We start from the raw sequence: 16775 nt of genomic DNA on the forward strand, positions 1-16775 counted from the left end.
TGGGTGCTCACAGCTTCTCCTCCGACGCCTGGACGTACACCACGCCGCTGCCGCTCAGCTCCAGCTGGAACGCCTCGCCCGAGCCGCGGCCCACCATGTCCCGCCAGCCGAGCGCGGTGGACAGCTTGTTGCGCACGTCGCCGTGGTGGGCGACGTACGCCTGCGGGTCCACGTGCACCGGGCGCTGGGGGGTGATCGGGACCTCGAACACACCGCCGTGCGCCATGACGGCGACCGCGCCGTGTCCCTTCAGGGTGGTGGTGAACAGCCCCTGGCCGCTGACCTGGCCGCGGACCATGCCCATCACCCCGCCCTGCGAGCCCAGGAACATCGTGCCCTGCTGGAGGGTGCCCTCGAAGGCGAGCAGCCGGTCGGCCTCCACGTAGAGGGTGTCGCCGGTGAGGGTGATCAGCTGGACGTGGTGGCCGCCGTGCCCGAACAGCACCGTGCCGCTGCCCTCGACGGTCATCAGGGGCGTGTCCTCGTTGGCCAGGCGGCGCCCGATCATGGACATCACCCCGCCCTGGCCGCCCCGCAGGTTGGGCGTGAAGGACACCTCGCCCCGGTACGCCAGCATGGCGCCGCGCTGGCTGAACAGCCGCTGCCCCGGCACCACGGTCGCCTCGACCATCTTGGAGTTGATCTCACGGAAGGCCATCACACGTCCCCCGCGATCGTGTTGCGCTCGCTGGGCTGGACGTAGACGAGGCCGTCGCCCTCGAAGCGGATCTGGAACGCCTCGCCGCCGCCCTCGCCGAGGAACGTGCGGAACGTCACGCCGGACTGGAAGGACTGCCGCAGGTTCCCTTGGTGCGCGACGTACGCCCCCGGGTCCACGGACAGCGGGTACTGCGGGCTGACCCGCAGGACCACCGCCGGGCCGTCGGACGTGATCGCCGCCTGTCCATGGCCCTCGACGGTGGTCGTGAACAGCCCGTTGCCCTGCGAGGCGCCGCGCAGGCCGGTGAACGTCGTCCCCGTCCTGAGGCCGGCGTCCGTCGCGAGCAGGTTGCTCGACTCCACGTACAGCTTGTCCCCCTGGAGTTGGACGAGGTTGATCTCGGAGGCCCGGTCCGCGAACCAGCACGTGCCCTGCCCCCTCACCTCCATCACGGTCATCTGCTCGCCGGTGAGACGCCGGGTCACCATCCCCCGCAGCCCCTCGCCGCCGCCACTGAGCTTCTTGAAGTCCATCTGTCCGTCGTACGCGACCATCGAGCCGTTCTTCGCCTTCACGGCATCCCCTGTCACGTCGACGGCGAGGACCTTGCTGCCTTGCAGTCGGAACATCGCCACGGTGCGAAAGGTAGCCGCCGCGCGGGTGGACCGAACAGGGCCCGTAGGTGGAGACCGACCCTGAGCGCACCCCCAGGGGCGCGGTTTGCCACAATGGACGAACGCTTGTGCGTGCGTTCACAAACGCCCGACCGCCGACGCTCCCACCGAAGGTGACCCGTGGACCTCAAGACAGCCGCCGCCCTCCGACGCCTCCGCCTGGTCTCGGCCCCCGAGGCCGTGTCCTTCCTGATCCTGCTCGTCTGCTCCGTGCTGAAGCGGACCACGGACTTCAACGCGGTGCCCGTGATGGGCGCGGTCCACGGTGTGCTGTTCGTCCTGTACGTGATCTTCTGGGCCGACGCCTGGAACCGCGCCAGGTGGCCGCTGGGCACCGCCGCGCTCTACTTCGTCCTGTCCGTGCTGCCGACCGGCGGCTTCTTCGCCGAGCGCAAGCTGCGCCGGGAGGCCGAGGACGCGGTCATCGCCGCCCGCGCCCGCAAGGAAGGGGTCGTCAACGCATGATCGTCGCCTTCTCCGTGACGCCGCTGGGCGTCGGCGAGGACGTGGGGGAGTACGTCGCCGACGCCGTCCGGGTGGTCCGCGAGTCGGGCCTGCCGAACCGCACCGATGCGATGTTCACGTCCGTCGAGGGCGAGTGGGACGAGGTCATGGACGTCGTCCGGCGCGCCGTGGCCGCGGTCGAGGCCCGTGCCCCGCGCGTGTCCCTGGTCCTCAAGGCGGACATCCGCCCCGGGGTGACCGACGGCCTCACCTCCAAGGTGGAGACCGTCGAGCGGCACCTGGCCGATTAGCGGGCCGCGGCGGGTCCGCCGGGGGCCGTAGCGGCCCGTCGTGCCGGCGTTCCCCGGTGGCCTCAGCGCCGCGCCGAGGCCCGGCGCAGGTACTGCCGCACCGCCCGCTGGGCCACCGGCCCGAGCTCCTCCAGCGCGCCCAGCAGGAAGCCCAGCTGCTCCAGGGCGTCCAGGGCCGCCGTCGCGCCGGCCGGGTCCGCGCCCTCGTAGAGCTCGATGCCCACGAAGGACGCGGCGACCGCCCGTGCCAGGCCCGGCGGGTCGGCGTACTCGCCGAGCGGGGTGCCGGCCAGTACCCGGGTCAGCACCCCCTCGATCTCCGCGATCCACAGCTCCAGGCCCGCCGCGGTCGCCGGGCCGAGCACCGCGTGCGTCTGGGCGCCCGCCAGGAGCTGGCCGAGCAGCGCGACGTGGCCGCCGGCCCGCTCCTCCTCGTGGATGCGGCGGCCCACCGCGAGCAGCTCGGTCAGCGACGACACGGCCGCGAGGCGGTCGCGGTGGCGGGAGACCGACTGCTCCGCGCCGTAGCGGCAGGCGGCCGCGAGCAGCTCGTCCACCGAGCCGAAGTGGTAGAAGACCAGCGCCTGGTTGACGCCCGCCGTCGCCGCGATGGTGCGCGCCGAGGTCTTCGCGATGCCCTGCTCGGTCAGGGTGCGCAGCGCGCCCTGGAGCAGCTTGGCCTTCGTCTCCTGCGCCTTGGCCGTCTCCGGGCTCACGCGCGGGCCTCCTCGCGCACCGGCCGCAGCCCCGGGCGCACCCCGGTGCGGCGCACGTCCGCGTACGTCACGGTGAACGAGCCGTCGTAGCCGAACAGCGGGCCGGCGTACCGGTTGACCACCCGCACGCTGATCCGGAAGCAGCCCCGCCGCTCGTCGAAGGACTCGCGCACCTCGGCCGTCGCCCCGACCAGCTCGGGCACGCGCACGTCCACCGGGCCCTCCCGGAACCGGTGCTCGCCGGAGCGGATCAGCAGCGAGCCGTCCGGTTCGGCGCGCAGGTGCAGCTCGCTGGCGAGGTGCTGGTGGGTGCCCAGGTAGTCGAGGACGCGGTCGCCCTTGGGGCTGAGCACCATCTGGGCGTCGAAGCGGCGCGGGCCGCCGGGCAGGTCGAAGGTGCGCACGAAGCTCACCGTCTCACGGCCGAAGGAGTCGGCGTACGGCACGTTCTCGATGACGAACGGGATCCGGCGGCCCGCGCGGGGCACCAGGATGTGGTGTGTGGCGCCGAGCGCGAGGAACGGCTTCACGAACGGCCCGCCGTGCCAGATCCGGTCCATCACCCCCCGTCCCACGCACGCCTCGCCGCTCGCCAGGCCCACCGAGAAGCGGCGGCGCAGCTCGGGGTGCAGACGCTCGAAGCCGGCTCCCATCGCCGTGCGGAACAGGGAGGCCGCGGCCGGGGCGGTCATCGGGGCGTCTCCAGGGTGCGCAGCACGCGCGGCGCGCGCACGTGTGCCGGGGACCGGCGCAGACAGCGGCGGGCGGCCGGCGTGGCCGGCAGGGGAGGCGCGAGCAGCGCCACGCATACCGCCACGCTCAGCAGCAGCGGGCACAGGTACGCCAGCGACGCGGCGAACGGCCCGAACGACCGCAGGAAGGGCTCCAGGCCCAGACCCGTGCAGGCGACCACCAGGACCAGCGCGCGCACCCCGAGCTCCGTGAGCCAGCGCGCCAGGGCGCGCCCGGGCGTCGTGCCCCGCTCCAGCCACAGCCGCAGCCGGTCGAACGACCAGGCCGTCGCCCAGCCCATCAGCGGCCGGAACAGCAGGCGGTCGGCGACGGCGCCGAAGCGGCCCCAGCGCGGGCGGTAGTCGTAGCCCGTCAGGAAGCGCACGGCGTCGCCGTCGGGCACGTAGCGCCAGTAGCCGCTGCCCTCGGCCAGCAGCGAGAGCGGGTGCGGGGAGGAGAAGCGCAGCGCCGAGGTGCGGGTGCCGTCCGGCCGCTCCCGTTCGCCGGCCGAGACGCCGGTCCCGGCGACGGTGAGGAACGGCAGCACGCGCGTGGCGTACCGGAAGCGCTGCGGCTCGCCCTGCGCGCGCGGGAGGTACTCGATCCGGCTGAACCGCAGGTCCCAGCGCTGGTGGGCGGTCGGGTCCTGGGTGCGGGCCCACAGGTCGTCGAGGCCGGCGCGGATGCGCGCCTCGACGTACAGCCCCCGGTGCTCCTGTCCTCGCATGCGGATGTCCCCCTGTCCGAGCGGGTTTGAGCGATCGCTCAAACCGTCGGGCTGACCGTACACCCGTTTGAGCGACTGCTCAAACGGTTGGCCACGGGTCGGTCCGCCGGCCGTCCGGCCCGCTCAGTCGCCGCCCGACGCCAGCGCCATCCCGAGCGGCGTCCGCTCGTACAGCACCTGGTGCCCGTACCGCCGAGCCACCAGCAGGCCCGCGTCGCGCAGCACGGTCAGGTGGGCGGACACCGAGGACGGCGCGAGGCCCAGGCGGTGGGCCAGGGCGGTGGTGGTCGCCGGGTCGTCCAGGGCGGCGAGGACGGCTGCCCGGCCGCGCCCCAGGAGCCGGACGAGTGCCTCCGCGCCCCGGTCCGCCGCCTCGGTCCACAGCCCGCCGACGCCGCGCGCCGGGTAGACGAGCGTCGGCTGCCAGGGCGGTTCGAAGCCGCTCACCACGTCCGGCCAGACGAAGACGCTCGGCATCAGCACCAGCCCCTGACCGCCCAGGTGGCGCTCGTGCCGGCCGCCGGACGCGACGGTGAGTGTCCCCGCGTCCCAGCCGCAGCGCCGGTTGATCTCCGGCAGCACGCCCCCGAGCCCGACCTCGGCCAGCCGCCGCGAGTGGAAGGCGATGTCCGCCTCCAGCAGCGCCCGCAGCCGGGGCCAGTCCGGCGCGACCAGCGTGTGCCAGATCCGCTCCAGCAGGTCGGCCAGCTCCCGGACCATGCCCCGCGGGTCGGCGAGCCAGGCGCGGCCCTGCGGCGAGTCCAGCGCGCCGGGGGTGTCGGCGAGCGAGCGGGCGGTGTCCTCCCGGGCCGCGCGCGGGTCGGCGGCCCGCACCGCGGCGATCTCCTCCTCGAAGGAGGCCGTCGGCCCGATCGGCGGCGGACCCAGCCAGTCCGGCGAGTGGCCGCGGCGGGGCATCAGCAGCCACAGCCCGGACAGGTCCAGTTCCTCGACGGCCGCGCGGTGGCGGCGCAGCCAGGGCAGGTGGTAGCCGTGCCGCTCGCGCCGCTTGAGGGTGCGCGCGGCCTCCTGCGTCTCCCACAGCGGGGACAGGGCGAACCGGCAGCGCAGGAAGTCCTCCTCGCCGAAGTGCAGGTAGGACGGCATCGGACACCCCCGGACGCGACGATCGACGGGCCGAACATTCGGCCAGGGCCGAAAGACTACGGGCGGCCCGGCGCGCGCCGCACGCTGCTGCCCATGTCCGAGAAGCCGTACCCGCGGGCGGACGTCCGTGGGGAGACCGTCACGCCCGCCCCCGCACCCCCGAGCCCGCCCCCGGGCCGGCCCGCCACCGGCTACGGCCGGGTCTTCGCCGTCCGGGAGTTCCGGACCGTGTTCGCGGCGCACCTGCTGTCCATGCTGGGCGTGATCGTCGCCGAGGTCGCGCTGTCCGTCCTCGTCTACGACCTCACCGGCTCCCCGCTGCTCAGCGCGCTCACCTTCGCGCTCGGCTTCCTGCCGTACCTGGTCGGCGGCACCCTGCTCGCCGGGGTCGCCGACCGCTTCCCGGCCCGGCGGGTGCTGGTCGTCTGCGACCTGGTGTGCGCGGCCTGCGTCGCCCCGATGACGGCGCCCGGCGCGTCCATCGGCGTCCTGCTCGCGCTGCGCTGCTGCCTGGCCATGGTCTCGCCGGTGTTCTCCGGGACGCGGATGGCGACCCTCGCGGACATCCTCGGCGACGGCGACCTGTTCGTCCTCGGCCGCTCCCTGCTGCGGATCACCGCGCAGAGCGCCCTCCTCGTCGGCTACGGCCTCGGCGGCCTCCTGCTCACCGTGGTGGCCCCGCGCCGGGCGCTGCTGATCACGGTCGCGACCTTCCTCGCCTCGGCCGTGCTGCTGCGCCTGGGCACCGCCCGCCGGCCCGCCCGCGCCCACGACGGCAGCAGCCTGGTGAAGGACTCGCTGCGGGGCGCGCGACAGGTCCTGGGGCACCGGCGGGTACGGGTGCTGCTCCTGCTGTTCTGGGTCCCGCCGGTGTTCTCCGTGGTCCCGGAGGCGCTGGTCGCCCCCTACGCCGACGACCTCGGCGCCGGCTCGGCCGGCCTCGGCCTGCTGATGTGCGCGCTGCCGGTCGGCACGATCGCCGGTGAACTCCTCGCCGGTGCCCGGCTGCGTCCCGCGGCCCGGGAGCGGATCGCGCTGCCGCTGGTCTGCGTGACCCTGCTGCCGTACCTGGGCTACGCCCTGCGCCCCGGCCTCACCGGGTCGCTGCTGCTGCTCGCGGTCGCGGGAGCGGGCTCGGCGTACACGCTGGGCCTGGACCAGTGGCTGGTGCGGGCGGTGCCGGACGAGGTCAGGGGCCGGGCGATGACGCTGCTCACGGCCGGCCTGATGACGTTCCAGGGCGTCGGGATGGCCCTCGCGGGGGTCGCGGCCGAACTGGTGGGCGTGCGGGCGACGGTCGCCGGCGCGGGGGTACTGGGCACCGTGTGCTGCGCGGCGCTGGCGCTGGAGGCGCGCCGGACGGAGGCCGGACGGGCGTGAGGAGCGGGGGCGGGCACCGGGTCACCGACCGGTACGCGGAACGGGCCTCGGGTGACCGAAAGGCGCGCAGGACGGGCGCCGGATGTCCGAAAAGAACGCAGGACGGGCACCGGGCGACCGGAAGGAACGCCGGACGGGCACCGGGCGACCGAAAGGCGAGACGGGGCTGACCACCATATGACCGCCGGGTAGGGTCTGGTGCCGTGCCGAAGCCCCTCAGTCTCCCGTTCGACCCCATCGCCCGCGCCGACGAGCTCTGGAAGCAGCGCTGGGGAAGCGTGCCGGCCATGTCCGCGATCACCTCGATCATGCGGGCCCACCAGATCCTGCTGGCCGAGGTCGACGCGGTGGTCAGACCGTACGGCCTGACGTTCGCGCGGTACGAGGCGCTGGTCCTGCTCACCTTCTCCAAGGAGGGCGAGCTGCCGATGTCGAAGATCGGCGAGCGCCTCATGGTGCACCCCACGTCGGTCACCAACACGGTCGACCGCCTGGTGCGGTCCGGCCTGGTGGCCAGGCGCCCCAACCCCAACGACGGGCGCGGCACGCTCGCCGTCATCACCGAGAAGGGCCGCGAGGTCGTCGAGGCGGCCACCCGCGACCTGATGGCGATGGACTTCGGCCTCGGGGCGTACGACGCGGAGGAGTGCGGGGAGATCTTCGCGCTGCTGCGGCCCCTGCGGGTCGCCGCGCACGACTTCGACGAGCACTAGGGCCTGTCGTTTGGATCGTCCCGGCGTCGCGGGGTCCGGCACGCGCATCTGCCGCGTTGTCGTCGGTTGCCGATGCTCCGCATCGCCGCCCTCCTCCGCCTTGCAGCTGCACGCACCGGACCCCGCTCGGGTCGGCGACATGGCGCCGTGGGTCGGGCCGGGCTGATCCAAACGACAGACCCTGGCCGGCCCGCCCGCGCACGGGTGGCCCGGCGGAAGATCGCCCGAAACGGGCGGTTACGCTCGTCCCCATGAAGAAGAGCGTGCTGACCCGCTACCGCGTCATGGCCTACGTCACCGGTGTGCTGCTGGTCCTGCTGACGCTGGGCGTCATCGCGAAGTACCTGCTCCACATCGACGGCGCCGACGGCTTCACCACGGCCGTCGGCATCGCGCACGGCTGGCTCTACGTCGTGTACCTCGTCGTCGCCTTCGACCTGGGCTCCAAGGCGAAGTGGCCGGTCAAGAAGCAGCTGTGGGTCCTGCTCGCCGGGACCATCCCCACGGCCGCGTTCTTCGTGGAGCGCAAGGTCAGCCAGGAGCTTCAGGCCCGGGTCGCGCAGGACGCGCCCGTGGTCGCCAAGGCCTGACGCGGACCGCCGTACGCGTGCGTGCGGCGGTCTCCCATCGACATTTACTTGGACGTCCTAGTAAATTCGTGGGTATGGACGCTGACGCCATCGAGGAGGGCCGCCGACGCTGGCAGGCCCGGTACGACGCCGCACGCAAGCGCGACGCAGACTTCACCACGCTCTCCGGCGACCCCGTCGAGCCCGTCTACGGCCCCCGGCCGGGGGACGCGTACGAGGGGTTCGAGCGGATCGGCTGGCCCGGTGAGTACCCCTTCACCCGCGGGCTCCACCCGACCGGCTACCGCGGGCGGACGTGGACCATCCGGCAGTTCGCCGGGTTCGGCAACGCCGAGCAGACCAACGAGCGCTACAAGATGATCCTCGGCAACGGCGGCGGCGGGCTCTCCGTCGCCTTCGACATGCCGACGCTCATGGGCCGCGACTCCGACGACCCGCGCTCGCTGGGCGAGGTCGGCCACTGCGGCGTCGCCATCGACTCCGCGGCCGACATGGAGGTGCTGTTCAAGGACATCCCGCTCGGGGACGTCACCACCTCCATGACCATCAGCGGGCCGGCGGTGCCCGTCTTCTGCATGTACCTGGTCGCCGCCGAGCGGCAGGGCGTCGACCCGGGCGTGCTCAACGGCACGCTCCAGACGGACATCTTCAAGGAGTACATCGCCCAGAAGGAGTGGCTCTTCCAGCCCGAGCCGCACCTGCGCCTGATCGGCGACCTCATGGAGTACACCAGCGCGCGGATCCCCGCCTACAAGCCGCTGTCCGTCTCCGGCTACCACATCCGCGAGGCCGGCGCGACGGCCGCGCAGGAGCTGGCGTACACGCTGGCGGACGGCTTCGGGTACGTGGAACTCGGGCTCAGCCGCGGCCTGGACGTCGACGTCTTCGCGCCCGGCCTGTCCTTCTTCTTCGACGCGCACCTGGACTTCTTCGAGGAGATCGCCAAGTTCCGCGCGGCGCGCCGCATCTGGGCCCGCTGGATGCGCGACGTCTACGGCGCGAAGTCGGAGAAGGCGCAGTGGCTGCGCTTCCACACTCAGACCGCAGGCGTCTCCCTGACCGCCCAGCAGCCGTACAACAACGTCGTGCGGACGGCCGTGGAAGCCCTGTCCGCGGTGCTCGGCGGCACCAACTCGCTGCACACCAACGCCCTCGACGAGACCCTCGCGCTGCCCTCCGAGCAGGCCGCGGAGATCGCGCTGCGCACCCAGCAGGTGCTGATGGAGGAGACCGGCGTCGCCAACGTGGCCGACCCGCTGGGCGGTTCGTGGTACGTCGAGCAGCTCACGGACCGCATCGAGGCCGACGCGGAGAAGATCTTCGACCAGATCAAGGAGCGCGGCCTGCGGGCGCACCCGGACGGGCAGCACCCCATCGGCCCGATCACCTCCGGCATCCTGCGCGGGATCGAGGACGGCTGGTTCACCGGCGAGATCGCCGAGTCCGCGTTCCGCTACCAGCGGTCCCTGGAGAAGGGCGACAAGAAGGTCGTCGGCGTCAACGTGCACACCGGGTCGGTCACCGGCGACCTGGAGATCCTGCGCGTCAGCCACGAGGTGGAGCGCGAGCAGGTGCGGGTGCTGGCCGGGCGCAAGGCGGACCGCGACGAGGCCGCGGTGCGCTCCGCGCTGGACGCGATGCTCGGCGCCGCGCGCGACGGGTCCAACATGATCGGCCCGATGCTCGACGCGGTGCGCGCCGAGGCGACGCTCGGCGAGATCTGCGGGGTGCTGCGCGACGAGTGGGGGGTGTACACCGAGCCGGCGGGCTTCTGACCGCCCGGGGGTCGGGACCGCGCCGTCAGAACTGCGCGGTCAGGACGGCGCCGTCAGGCCCCGCAGCAGGATCTGGGTGAAGCCGCGCACCCACTCCTCGTCCACCGGGCGGCCGCTCACCAGCGTGCGGTGGACCACCGCTCCCGCGACCATGTCGAAGATGAGGTCCACCGTGCGGGCGGACTCCTCCGGGTCGGTCTCCGGGGGAAGTTCGCCGCGCTGCTGGGCGCGGGAGCGGCCCTGGAGGACCAAGCCCTTCTGGCGGTCGACGATGGAGGCGCGGATCCGGGCGCGCAGGGCGTCGTCCCGGGTCGCCTCCGTCACCACCGCCATCAGCCCGCCGCGCGCCTCCGGGCGGGCCAGGATCGCCGCGAACTGCAGCACCACGCCCTCGATGTCGGCCGCGAGGCTGCCGCGGTCCGGCAGGCACAGCTCGTCGAAGAGCTCGGCCACCGCGTCCACGACCAGTTCGTTCTTGCCCGACCAGCGCCGGTAGAGCGTCGTTTTGGCCACTCCCGCGCGCGTCGCCACATCGCCCAGGGTGAGCTTGGACCAGCCCAGTTCGACCAGGGCCTCCCTGGTCGCCGCCAGGATCGCGGCGTCCGCGGTGGCGCTGCGGGGGCGGCCGGGACGAGCGGCGGACGGGCTGCGGCTCTGCATCCTCCGACCATAACCGGCCGGATGAGCGGCGTCGTGAGGGAGATCACCGGGAAGTGGTGTCCCGGGCACCCGGCATGGCATTACGCTACGACTCGTAGCGAAAGCGTGGCGGCGCTCTCGCACACCGCCCGTGCCGGACGTACACGGGCCACGACCACGCAGGACCAGGCAGGACCGTGCGGCGCGAGGGTGGGGACCCGGCGCCCCGGACGGCATTTCCTCGCACACGCGCGGACGGGGGAGGATAGACGCATGCAGCCACGGAACATGTCCATGAGCGGAGTCGTCGACCTCGCCGCGGTGAAGGCGGCCCAGGAGGCCAAGGCGAAGGCGGAGCAGGCGCGCGCCGAAGCGGCCCGCCAGGGCGGCGCGGGGGCCGTCTCCCCGGCCGACCTCGTCATCGACGTCGATGAGGCGACCTTCGAGCGCGATGTCCTCCAGCGGTCCGCCGAAGTACCCGTCGTCATCGACTTCTGGGCCGAGTGGTGTCAGCCCTGCAAGCAGCTGAGCCCGGTCCTGGAGCGGCTGGCCGTCGAGTACAACGGCCGCTTCCTGCTCGCCAAGATCGACGTCGACGCCAACCAGATGCTGATGCAGCAGTTCGGGGTGCAGGGCATCCCGGCCGTCTTCGCGGTCGTCGCGGGACAGGCGCTGCCGCTCTTCCAGGGGGCCGCCGGCGAGGCACAGATCCGGGAGACCCTCGACCAGCTCGTCGCCGTCGCCGAGCAGCGCTTCGGTCTGACCGGTCTCACCGTCGACCCCGAGGCCGAGCCGGGCGGACAGCCCGAGCCCGCGGCCCAGGCCGGCCCGCACGACGGGCTCCTCGAGGCCGCCGTGCAGGCGCTGGACGCCGGTGACCTGGGCGGCGCGGTCCAGGCCTACAAGAACGTCCTCGCCGAGGACCCGGGCAACACCGAGGCCAAACTGGGTCTGGTGCAGGCCGAGTTGCTCCAGCGGGTGCAGGGACTGGACCCGCAGCGGGTCCGCCGGGACGCCGCCGAGAAGCCGGCCGACCCGCAGGCGCAGATCACCGCCGCCGACCTGGACCTGGTCGGCGGCCACGTGGAGGACGCCTTCGGGCGCCTCATCGACACGGTGGCGCGCACGGTGGGTGACGACCGGGACGCCGTACGGGTGCGGCTGCTGGAGCTGTTCGAGGTCGTCGGGGCCGACGACCCGCGGGTCGCAGCGGCGCGCCGGGCCCTGGCCCGCGCCCTGTTCTGACCCCCTGGGCGCCCGCCCGTCGCGCCCAGTGACGAAACATCAGGACGGGTGAAATCCGGGTGAAAGTTCCGCCGACGGGCCCGCAGCGGCCGCGCTTTGCCAAAACTTGGTAATCGCGGCCGCTGTTACTTGAAGTAAGTCAGGGGCGTTGGTCTGTCGGGTTCTGTCCAGTGATCAATAGTTTTGTTCTGGCCCTACCTGACACCCTGAGTTGCCGCGCGAGACCTCTGGGTCGTCCGACGGTTATCGCGCCGTTACTAGCGAGTAACGAACCCCCTTGTGCCCGGCGCGAGAATGCACCACGATCGGCCACGCTCGGTCCCTTCCCGCACCCGACCGCCAATCGGGCCACGGGACTTCCTGGGTCCCCACCGGGCAGAGCCGACGACTGTGGAGCCGGCTCTTGGACAGGGGGGTCTTCGCCCACCGCGAAGCCTGTCCTCAAAGGTTGTGCGTGATGCGTGTCAGGCGCGACCAGTGGATGTCGCTCGGGGGTGATCGCCGGTGATTCGGGTGCGGTACACGTGCCTCCGAGTTCGGGCGCTCCCCTTCCCGAGGACGTAGCACTTCTCCCATCCCTGCCCGGCCGAGCCGCCGTCCCGGGGGCGAGCCGGGGCAGGAGATGTACGTCCGAGAAGGAGGAAATATGGAGTCCCAGGTGCGTGGCGGGACCAGATGGAAGCGGTTCGCTGTGGTCATGGTGCCCAGCGTTGCCGCCACCGCGTGCATAGGCATCGCCCTCGCGCAGGGCGCGCTCGCCGCGTCGTTCAGCGTGTCGGGGCAGTCGTTCAAGGTCTCGGCCGACAAGCTCGTCGGCACGGGCTTCTCGCAGTACGGCGCCATCGACTCGGGCTACACGCTCGACGGCAAGAAGACGGCTCACCCCGTCGCCGTCTCGGCGTTCAAGTCCGCGTCGATCACCAACATGTGCCAGTCGGTCGTCACGCCGAACATCCCGCTGCTCGGCTCGGTCAGCCTCACGCTGAAGGCCGGCGGGGGCGGCACGCCGGTCGAGGCGGAGAACCTGTTCATCGACGTCGAGGACCTGAGCGCCGACGCGACGTTCAAGGGCATCGACATCGGTGTGGCCGGCAAGGACCTGAGCAAGGGTCCGGGCATCAAGGACGGCGACTCGGCCAACCCGTACGGCTTCGCCCAGCAGGCGGAGTCGGCGACGCTGACCGACGTGAAGCAGACGGCGTGGGCGACCACCGCCGGAACCTTCAAGCTCAGCGGCCTGAAGATGTCGCTGTCGACGGGTGTCAAGGAGTGCTACTAAGCACCTCCTGACGGGCGGGGGAGCCGGTGGCGCCCCCGCCCGTCCACTCTCCCTCCCCGGGGAGTCCCACGCACCCCCCTCCCACCACCACAGCAACAACGCCGCACCAGGGAGCTGTTTTCCATGAGCGCCGAGACTCCTGCCGCATCCGGCCAGTTCGAACGCCGGAGGCTGCAGTTCCGCGCCTGGCGGGGCACGCGGCCGTTCTGGGCCGGTCTGTTCGTCCTCCTCGGCGGACTCCCCATCGCCTACTTCCCGTACGCCCACCTCCAGGTCGGGCACCTGACGCTGGCGATGGCCACCACCGCGGGCGCCGGCTCCCTGATCATCGGCGTCCTGCTGGTCGTCCTGGGCATCAGCCTGTGGTTCCAGAAGCACGTACGGGTCTTCGCGGGCACCGCGGCGATCCTGCTGGGCCTGGTCTCCATCCCCGTGTCCAACCTCGGTGGCTTCCTGATCGGCTTCCTGCTCGCCCTCGTCGGCGGCGCGATGGCCATCTCCTGGTCGCCGGGCGCACCGCCCGCGCCCCAGGGCCCGGGGTCCGTGCACACGGCGGGCGGCGCCCCCGAGGGCGCGATCCCCCCGGCCGGCCCGGGAGTTCCCCCGGCGGCGCCGTACGAGGCGCCGCATCAGCCGCCGGCCGTCGACTTCGGCAAGCCCGCGCACGACGACGCGGGTCCCACCCAGGCCCACCCGGCCCTGGGGGCGCACGATCTGTCAGGAACGAGCCCGGCCAACGGGGCGAACGGGAGGCACAGTGCCGGCTGACGAGGTGACCCACGGGACCGAGGTGGACGTGTCCCGTGAGAGAACCGGGCCCCGCCACGCGGCACCCAAGAAGCCGCTGTTCACCAGGCTCCACATGCCGGCCGGCAAGGCGATAGCCCTGGCCGCGATGCCGACCGCCGTCCTGATGGGGATGGGCTTCACGCCCACGCTCGCCAACGCCGACGACCAGCCGGCCTCCAAGAGCCTCACCGTCGACGAGTACAAGGACTGCGTGGCCGCCCTCGAGGGCGCGAGCGCCTCCTCCTCGCCGTCGCCGTCCGCCTCCGCGAGCGAGAGCCCGTCCGCGGACTCCCAGGACGGCAAGGACGGTTCCGCCGGGTCGCAGGACGGCTCGGGCACCTCGGCCGGCTCCGCGTCGGGTGCGTCGGGTTCTTCGGGTTCGTCGGATTCAGGTTCCGACGACACCGCCGAGCCCCGCCCGTCCGCCACCTCCGAGGCGCCGAAGACGACCGAGAAGTCCTCGACGGGCACGACCGGTTCGTCCTCCGGCACGTCCGGTGCGGCGGCCTCCACGCCCAGCCCCTCGGCGACCCAGGGCGACGGCAACCTGCTCGGCACCATCGGCGACGCCCTGGGCGACCTGCTCACCGGCGGCTCCCACGCCACGTCCACCGCGACCCCTTCGCCGTCCGAGACCTCTCCGGCGAGCGGCGGCAGCGGTGACACGACGTCGGGGTCCACCGGCTCGTCCGGGTCCACCGGTACTTCGGGCTCCTCGGGCTCCTCCGGTACGTCCGGCTCCTCGGGCTCCGGCTCGGGTTCGTCCGCCGGTTCGTCCACGGACGAGGGCGCCGGCAAGGACACCACCGACGCCGTCACCGACAAGGTGAAGGACGCCGCCGCCGACGCCGCGAAGGACGCGGAGGACGCGAAGGACGCCACGTCCTCCCCGAGCCCGTCGGCCTCGCCGGACCCGTCGGCCAGCGCCTCCGCCGACGCCGAGGACTGCCCCGCCGCCACCGAGGACGAGGGCGGCGTCGACAACAAGGCCCTGGTGCCGGACGACCCGTGGTACCTGGAGGCCAGCTCGCTGCTGCTCAAGGGCGCCGACTACCAGGGCATCGTCGAGGTGCGCACCGCCAACGGCACCAAGAAGAAGGCGCTCAAGTACGTCATCTCCGGCGGCACCGACATCGGCGACCTGCACCAGCTGGTGAAGGACAAGCAGTCCGGCAAGACGTACCACGTGCAGGCCGGCAAGGGCACCACGTCCACGATCCGCGACGGCGACACGGTGATGTACACCGAAAGCATCTCGGGCAACCTGTTCGGCCTGATCCCGGTCACGTTCACCCCGGACAGCCCGCCGCCGCTGAACATCCCGCTGATCTACTTCACCAACGTGAAGGTCACGCAGGCCGGCCAGTTCGGCGGCACCCTGCACATCCCCGGACTGCACCAGTACGCGACCGGCTGAGCCGTCCCCCCGGACCCGTTCGGGAGCCGCACCACGCCTGAGGGCGCCCCCTGGGATCCAGGGGGCGCCCTCAGCGCCGTACGGAAGGGCCCGCGGCCCGCGCGGGGTCAGTCGCGGCCGGTGCTGCCCAGGTGGTGCACCCGGACCATGTTGGTGGTGCCGGCCACGCCGGGGGGCGAGCCGGCGGTGATGATCACGACGTCGCCCTCGCTGAACCGGCCCAGCTTGACGACCTCCTGGTCCACCAGGTCGACCATCTCGTCGGTGCTGGCGACGAACGGCACCACGTGCGGCTCCACGCCCCAGCTGAGCGTCATCTGGTTGCGGGTGCCCTCGTCCGTGGTGAACGCGATGATCGGCTGGGCCGCGCGGTAGCGGCACAGCCGGCGCGCGGTGTCGCCGGACTGGGTGAAGGCGATCAGGGCCCTGCCGCCGAGGAAGTCGGCGATCTCGCAGGCCGCGCGGGCGACCGAACCGCCCTGCGTGCGCGGCTTCTTGCCCGGCACGAGCGGCTGCAGGCCCTTGCTCAGCAGCTCCTCCTCGGCCGCGACGACGATCTTCGACATCGTCCGGACGGTCTCGATCGGGTACGCGCCCACGCTCGACTCGGCGGACAGCATGACCGCGTCGGCGCCGTCCAGGATCGCGTTGGCCACGTCGGAGGCCTCGGCGCGGGTCGGACGGGAGTTGGTGATCATCGACTCCATCATCTGGGTCGCCACGATCACCGGCTTGGCGTTGCGCCGGCACAGCTCGATCAGGCGCTTCTGCACCATGGGGACCTTCTCGAGCGGGTACTCGACGGCCAGGTCGCCACGGGCGACCATCACGCCGTCGAACGCCATCACGACGTCCTCCATGTTCTCCACCGCCTGCGGCTTCTCCACCTTGGCGATGACGGGGACGCGGCGGCCCTCCTCGTCCATGACGCGGTGCACGTCGGCGACGTCCTTGGCGTCCCGGACGAAGGACAGGGCGACCAGGTCGCAGCCCATGCGGAGGGCGAAGCGCAGGTCCTCGACGTCCTTGTCGCTCAGCGCGGGCACGTTGACGGCCGTGCCGGGCAGGTTGATGCCCTTGTGGTCGGAGACGACACCGCCCTCGATGACGATGGTCCGCACCCGCGGGCCCTCGACGTCCAGGACCTTCAGCTCGACGTTGCCGTCGTTGATGAGGACCTGGTCGCCCCGGGCGACGTCACCGGGCAGCCCCTTGTAGGTGGTGCCGCAGATCGTCTTGTCGCCCGGCACGTCCTCGGTGGTGATGGTGAACTCGTCACCGCGCACCAGCTCGACGGGGCCCTCGGCGAAGGTCTCGAGACGGATCTTGGGGCCCTGGAGGTCGGCGAGCACACCGATGGCCCGGCCCGTCTCCTTGGCGGCGGCACGGACCCGGTCGTACCGGCCCTGGTGCTCGGCGTGGGTGCCGTGGCTGAAGTTGAAGCGGGCCACGTTCATGCCCGCCTCGATCAGCGCGACGAGCTGTTCATGGGAGTCGACCGCGGGGCCGAGAGTACAGACGATTTTCGAACGGCGCATGGGGCGATCCTATCGGTTTGTTTCGCTCCGGAATATTC

The 16775-nt window shown here is 72.5% G+C and carries 18 protein-coding genes; 10 read left to right on the plus strand and 8 right to left on the minus strand.

The window, feature by feature from the left end; all coding sequences use genetic code 11:
* Positions 1 to 7: 7 nt before the first annotated feature.
* Together E4U91_RS23855 and E4U91_RS23860 are read right to left on the minus strand one after the other, a co-directional pair.
* Positions 8 to 658, minus strand: coding sequence for an AIM24 family protein (locus E4U91_RS23855; RefSeq protein ID WP_137308721.1), 651 nt, complete (start codon positions 656 to 658; stop codon positions 8 to 10).
* Positions 658 to 1290, minus strand: coding sequence for an AIM24 family protein (locus E4U91_RS23860; RefSeq protein ID WP_137310978.1), 633 nt, complete (start codon positions 1288 to 1290; stop codon positions 658 to 660). The genes E4U91_RS23855 and E4U91_RS23860 overlap by 1 nt, the downstream gene beginning before the upstream one ends.
* A gap of 165 nt (positions 1291 to 1455) precedes the next feature.
* Here E4U91_RS23860 and E4U91_RS23865 point away from each other — a divergent pair, with 165 nt between their 5' ends.
* Positions 1456 to 1800 (plus strand): DUF3817 domain-containing protein, encoded by a 345-nt coding sequence (locus E4U91_RS23865; RefSeq protein ID WP_137308722.1) that lies wholly within the window; start codon positions 1456 to 1458, stop codon positions 1798 to 1800.
* A complete protein-coding gene (locus E4U91_RS23870) occupies positions 1797 to 2090 on the plus strand; it encodes an MTH1187 family thiamine-binding protein (protein ID WP_137308723.1) in 294 nt (97 codons plus the stop codon). Before E4U91_RS23865 ends, E4U91_RS23870 begins: the two co-directional genes overlap by 4 nt.
* 62 nt (positions 2091 to 2152) lie before the next feature.
* On the opposite strand, the gene E4U91_RS23875 is transcribed toward E4U91_RS23870, so the two are convergent.
* From E4U91_RS23875 to E4U91_RS23890, 4 genes are all read right to left on the minus strand, one after another.
* Complete coding sequence (locus E4U91_RS23875) at positions 2153 to 2806, minus strand: TetR/AcrR family transcriptional regulator (protein WP_137308724.1); 654 nt, start codon at positions 2804 to 2806, stop codon at positions 2153 to 2155.
* Complete coding sequence (locus tag E4U91_RS23880; protein WP_137308725.1) at positions 2803 to 3498, minus strand: DUF4166 domain-containing protein; 696 nt, start codon at positions 3496 to 3498, stop codon at positions 2803 to 2805. The genes E4U91_RS23875 and E4U91_RS23880 overlap by 4 nt, the downstream gene beginning before the upstream one ends.
* Entirely contained in the window at positions 3495 to 4265 is a 771-nt protein-coding gene (locus E4U91_RS23885) for a hypothetical protein (RefSeq protein ID WP_137308726.1), read from the minus strand. The genes E4U91_RS23880 and E4U91_RS23885 overlap by 4 nt, the downstream gene beginning before the upstream one ends.
* Before the next feature lie 123 nt (positions 4266 to 4388).
* Entirely contained in the window at positions 4389 to 5372 is a 984-nt protein-coding gene (locus E4U91_RS23890; RefSeq protein WP_137308727.1) for an ArsR/SmtB family transcription factor, read from the minus strand.
* 93 nt (positions 5373 to 5465) lie between these two features.
* Between E4U91_RS23890 and E4U91_RS23895 the strand changes: the two genes are divergently transcribed.
* From E4U91_RS23895 to E4U91_RS23910, 4 genes are all read left to right on the plus strand, one after another.
* Positions 5466 to 6752 carry an MFS transporter gene (locus E4U91_RS23895; protein WP_137308728.1) on the plus strand — a complete coding sequence of 429 codons (1287 nt, stop codon included), beginning with the start codon at positions 5466 to 5468 and terminating at the stop codon, positions 6750 to 6752.
* Positions 6753 to 6955: 203 nt separating this feature from the next.
* On the plus strand, positions 6956 to 7465 hold the full coding sequence (locus tag E4U91_RS23900; RefSeq protein WP_137308729.1) for a MarR family winged helix-turn-helix transcriptional regulator: 510 nt from the start codon (positions 6956 to 6958) through the stop codon (positions 7463 to 7465).
* 251 nt (positions 7466 to 7716) lie between these two features.
* On the plus strand, positions 7717 to 8055 hold the full coding sequence (locus E4U91_RS23905; RefSeq protein ID WP_137308730.1) for a DUF3817 domain-containing protein: 339 nt from the start codon (positions 7717 to 7719) through the stop codon (positions 8053 to 8055).
* 74 nt (positions 8056 to 8129) lie between these two features.
* Positions 8130 to 9830 (plus strand): coenzyme B12-dependent isobutyryl-CoA mutase large subunit, encoded by a 1701-nt coding sequence (locus E4U91_RS23910; RefSeq protein WP_137308731.1) that lies wholly within the window; start codon positions 8130 to 8132, stop codon positions 9828 to 9830.
* 39 nt (positions 9831 to 9869) lie between these two features.
* Here E4U91_RS23910 and E4U91_RS23915 read toward each other — a convergent pair whose 3' ends face one another.
* Positions 9870 to 10490, minus strand: coding sequence for a TetR/AcrR family transcriptional regulator (locus E4U91_RS23915; protein ID WP_137308732.1), 621 nt, complete (start codon positions 10488 to 10490; stop codon positions 9870 to 9872).
* 252 nt (positions 10491 to 10742) lie between these two features.
* Here E4U91_RS23915 and E4U91_RS23920 point away from each other — a divergent pair, with 252 nt between their 5' ends.
* The 4 genes from E4U91_RS23920 to E4U91_RS23935 all read left to right on the plus strand — a co-directional run bounded on the left by E4U91_RS23920 (position 10743) and on the right by E4U91_RS23935 (position 15199).
* Positions 10743 to 11714 carry a tetratricopeptide repeat protein gene (locus tag E4U91_RS23920; RefSeq protein ID WP_137308733.1) on the plus strand — a complete coding sequence of 324 codons (972 nt, stop codon included), beginning with the start codon at positions 10743 to 10745 and terminating at the stop codon, positions 11712 to 11714.
* Positions 11715 to 12360: 646 nt separating this feature from the next.
* Positions 12361 to 12993 carry a DUF6230 family protein gene (locus E4U91_RS23925; RefSeq protein ID WP_137308734.1) on the plus strand — a complete coding sequence of 211 codons (633 nt, stop codon included), beginning with the start codon at positions 12361 to 12363 and terminating at the stop codon, positions 12991 to 12993.
* Positions 12994 to 13116: 123 nt separating this feature from the next.
* The gene (locus tag E4U91_RS23930; RefSeq protein WP_137308735.1) at positions 13117 to 13761 is read left to right on the plus strand and encodes a DUF6114 domain-containing protein; all 645 of its coding nucleotides are present in this window, start codon (positions 13117 to 13119) and stop codon (positions 13759 to 13761) included.
* Entirely contained in the window at positions 13751 to 15199 is a 1449-nt protein-coding gene (locus tag E4U91_RS23935; RefSeq protein ID WP_137308736.1) for a hypothetical protein, read from the plus strand. The genes E4U91_RS23930 and E4U91_RS23935 overlap by 11 nt, the downstream gene beginning before the upstream one ends.
* Before the next feature lie 107 nt (positions 15200 to 15306).
* Here the strand turns inward: E4U91_RS23935 and pyk are convergent, their stop codons facing one another.
* A complete protein-coding gene (pyk, locus tag E4U91_RS23940; RefSeq protein WP_137308737.1) occupies positions 15307 to 16737 on the minus strand; it encodes a pyruvate kinase in 1431 nt (476 codons plus the stop codon).
* Positions 16738 to 16775 lie beyond the last annotated feature (38 nt).

The organism is Streptomyces lasalocidi (assembly GCF_005280215.1).
In the GTDB taxonomy this organism is placed as follows: domain Bacteria; phylum Actinomycetota; class Actinomycetes; order Streptomycetales; family Streptomycetaceae; genus Streptomyces; species Streptomyces longwoodensis.

Bases quoted from the DNA above. Each gene is read 5' to 3' on its own strand.
- E4U91_RS23895 (WP_137308728.1), top strand. From the start codon at position 5,466: ATGTCCGAGAAGCCGTACCCGCGGGCGGACGTCCGTGGGGAGACCGTC.
- E4U91_RS23885 (WP_137308726.1), bottom strand. From the start codon at position 4,265: ATGCGAGGACAGGAGCACCGGGGGCTGTACGTCGAGGCGCGCATCCGC.
- E4U91_RS23920 (WP_137308733.1), top strand. From the start codon at position 10,743: ATGCAGCCACGGAACATGTCCATGAGCGGAGTCGTCGACCTCGCCGCG.
- E4U91_RS23880 (WP_137308725.1), bottom strand. From the start codon at position 3,498: ATGACCGCCCCGGCCGCGGCCTCCCTGTTCCGCACGGCGATGGGAGCC.
- E4U91_RS23905 (WP_137308730.1), top strand. From the start codon at position 7,717: ATGAAGAAGAGCGTGCTGACCCGCTACCGCGTCATGGCCTACGTCACC.
- E4U91_RS23925 (WP_137308734.1), top strand. From the start codon at position 12,361: ATGGAGTCCCAGGTGCGTGGCGGGACCAGATGGAAGCGGTTCGCTGTG.
- E4U91_RS23870 (WP_137308723.1), top strand. From the start codon at position 1,797: ATGATCGTCGCCTTCTCCGTGACGCCGCTGGGCGTCGGCGAGGACGTG.
- E4U91_RS23930 (WP_137308735.1), top strand. From the start codon at position 13,117: ATGAGCGCCGAGACTCCTGCCGCATCCGGCCAGTTCGAACGCCGGAGG.
- pyk (WP_137308737.1), bottom strand. From the start codon at position 16,737: ATGCGCCGTTCGAAAATCGTCTGTACTCTCGGCCCCGCGGTCGACTCC.
- E4U91_RS23915 (WP_137308732.1), bottom strand. From the start codon at position 10,490: ATGCAGAGCCGCAGCCCGTCCGCCGCTCGTCCCGGCCGCCCCCGCAGC.
- E4U91_RS23855 (WP_137308721.1), bottom strand. From the start codon at position 658: ATGGCCTTCCGTGAGATCAACTCCAAGATGGTCGAGGCGACCGTGGTG.
- E4U91_RS23910 (WP_137308731.1), top strand. From the start codon at position 8,130: ATGGACGCTGACGCCATCGAGGAGGGCCGCCGACGCTGGCAGGCCCGG.
- E4U91_RS23890 (WP_137308727.1), bottom strand. From the start codon at position 5,372: ATGCCGTCCTACCTGCACTTCGGCGAGGAGGACTTCCTGCGCTGCCGG.
- E4U91_RS23860 (WP_137310978.1), bottom strand. From the start codon at position 1,290: ATGTTCCGACTGCAAGGCAGCAAGGTCCTCGCCGTCGACGTGACAGGG.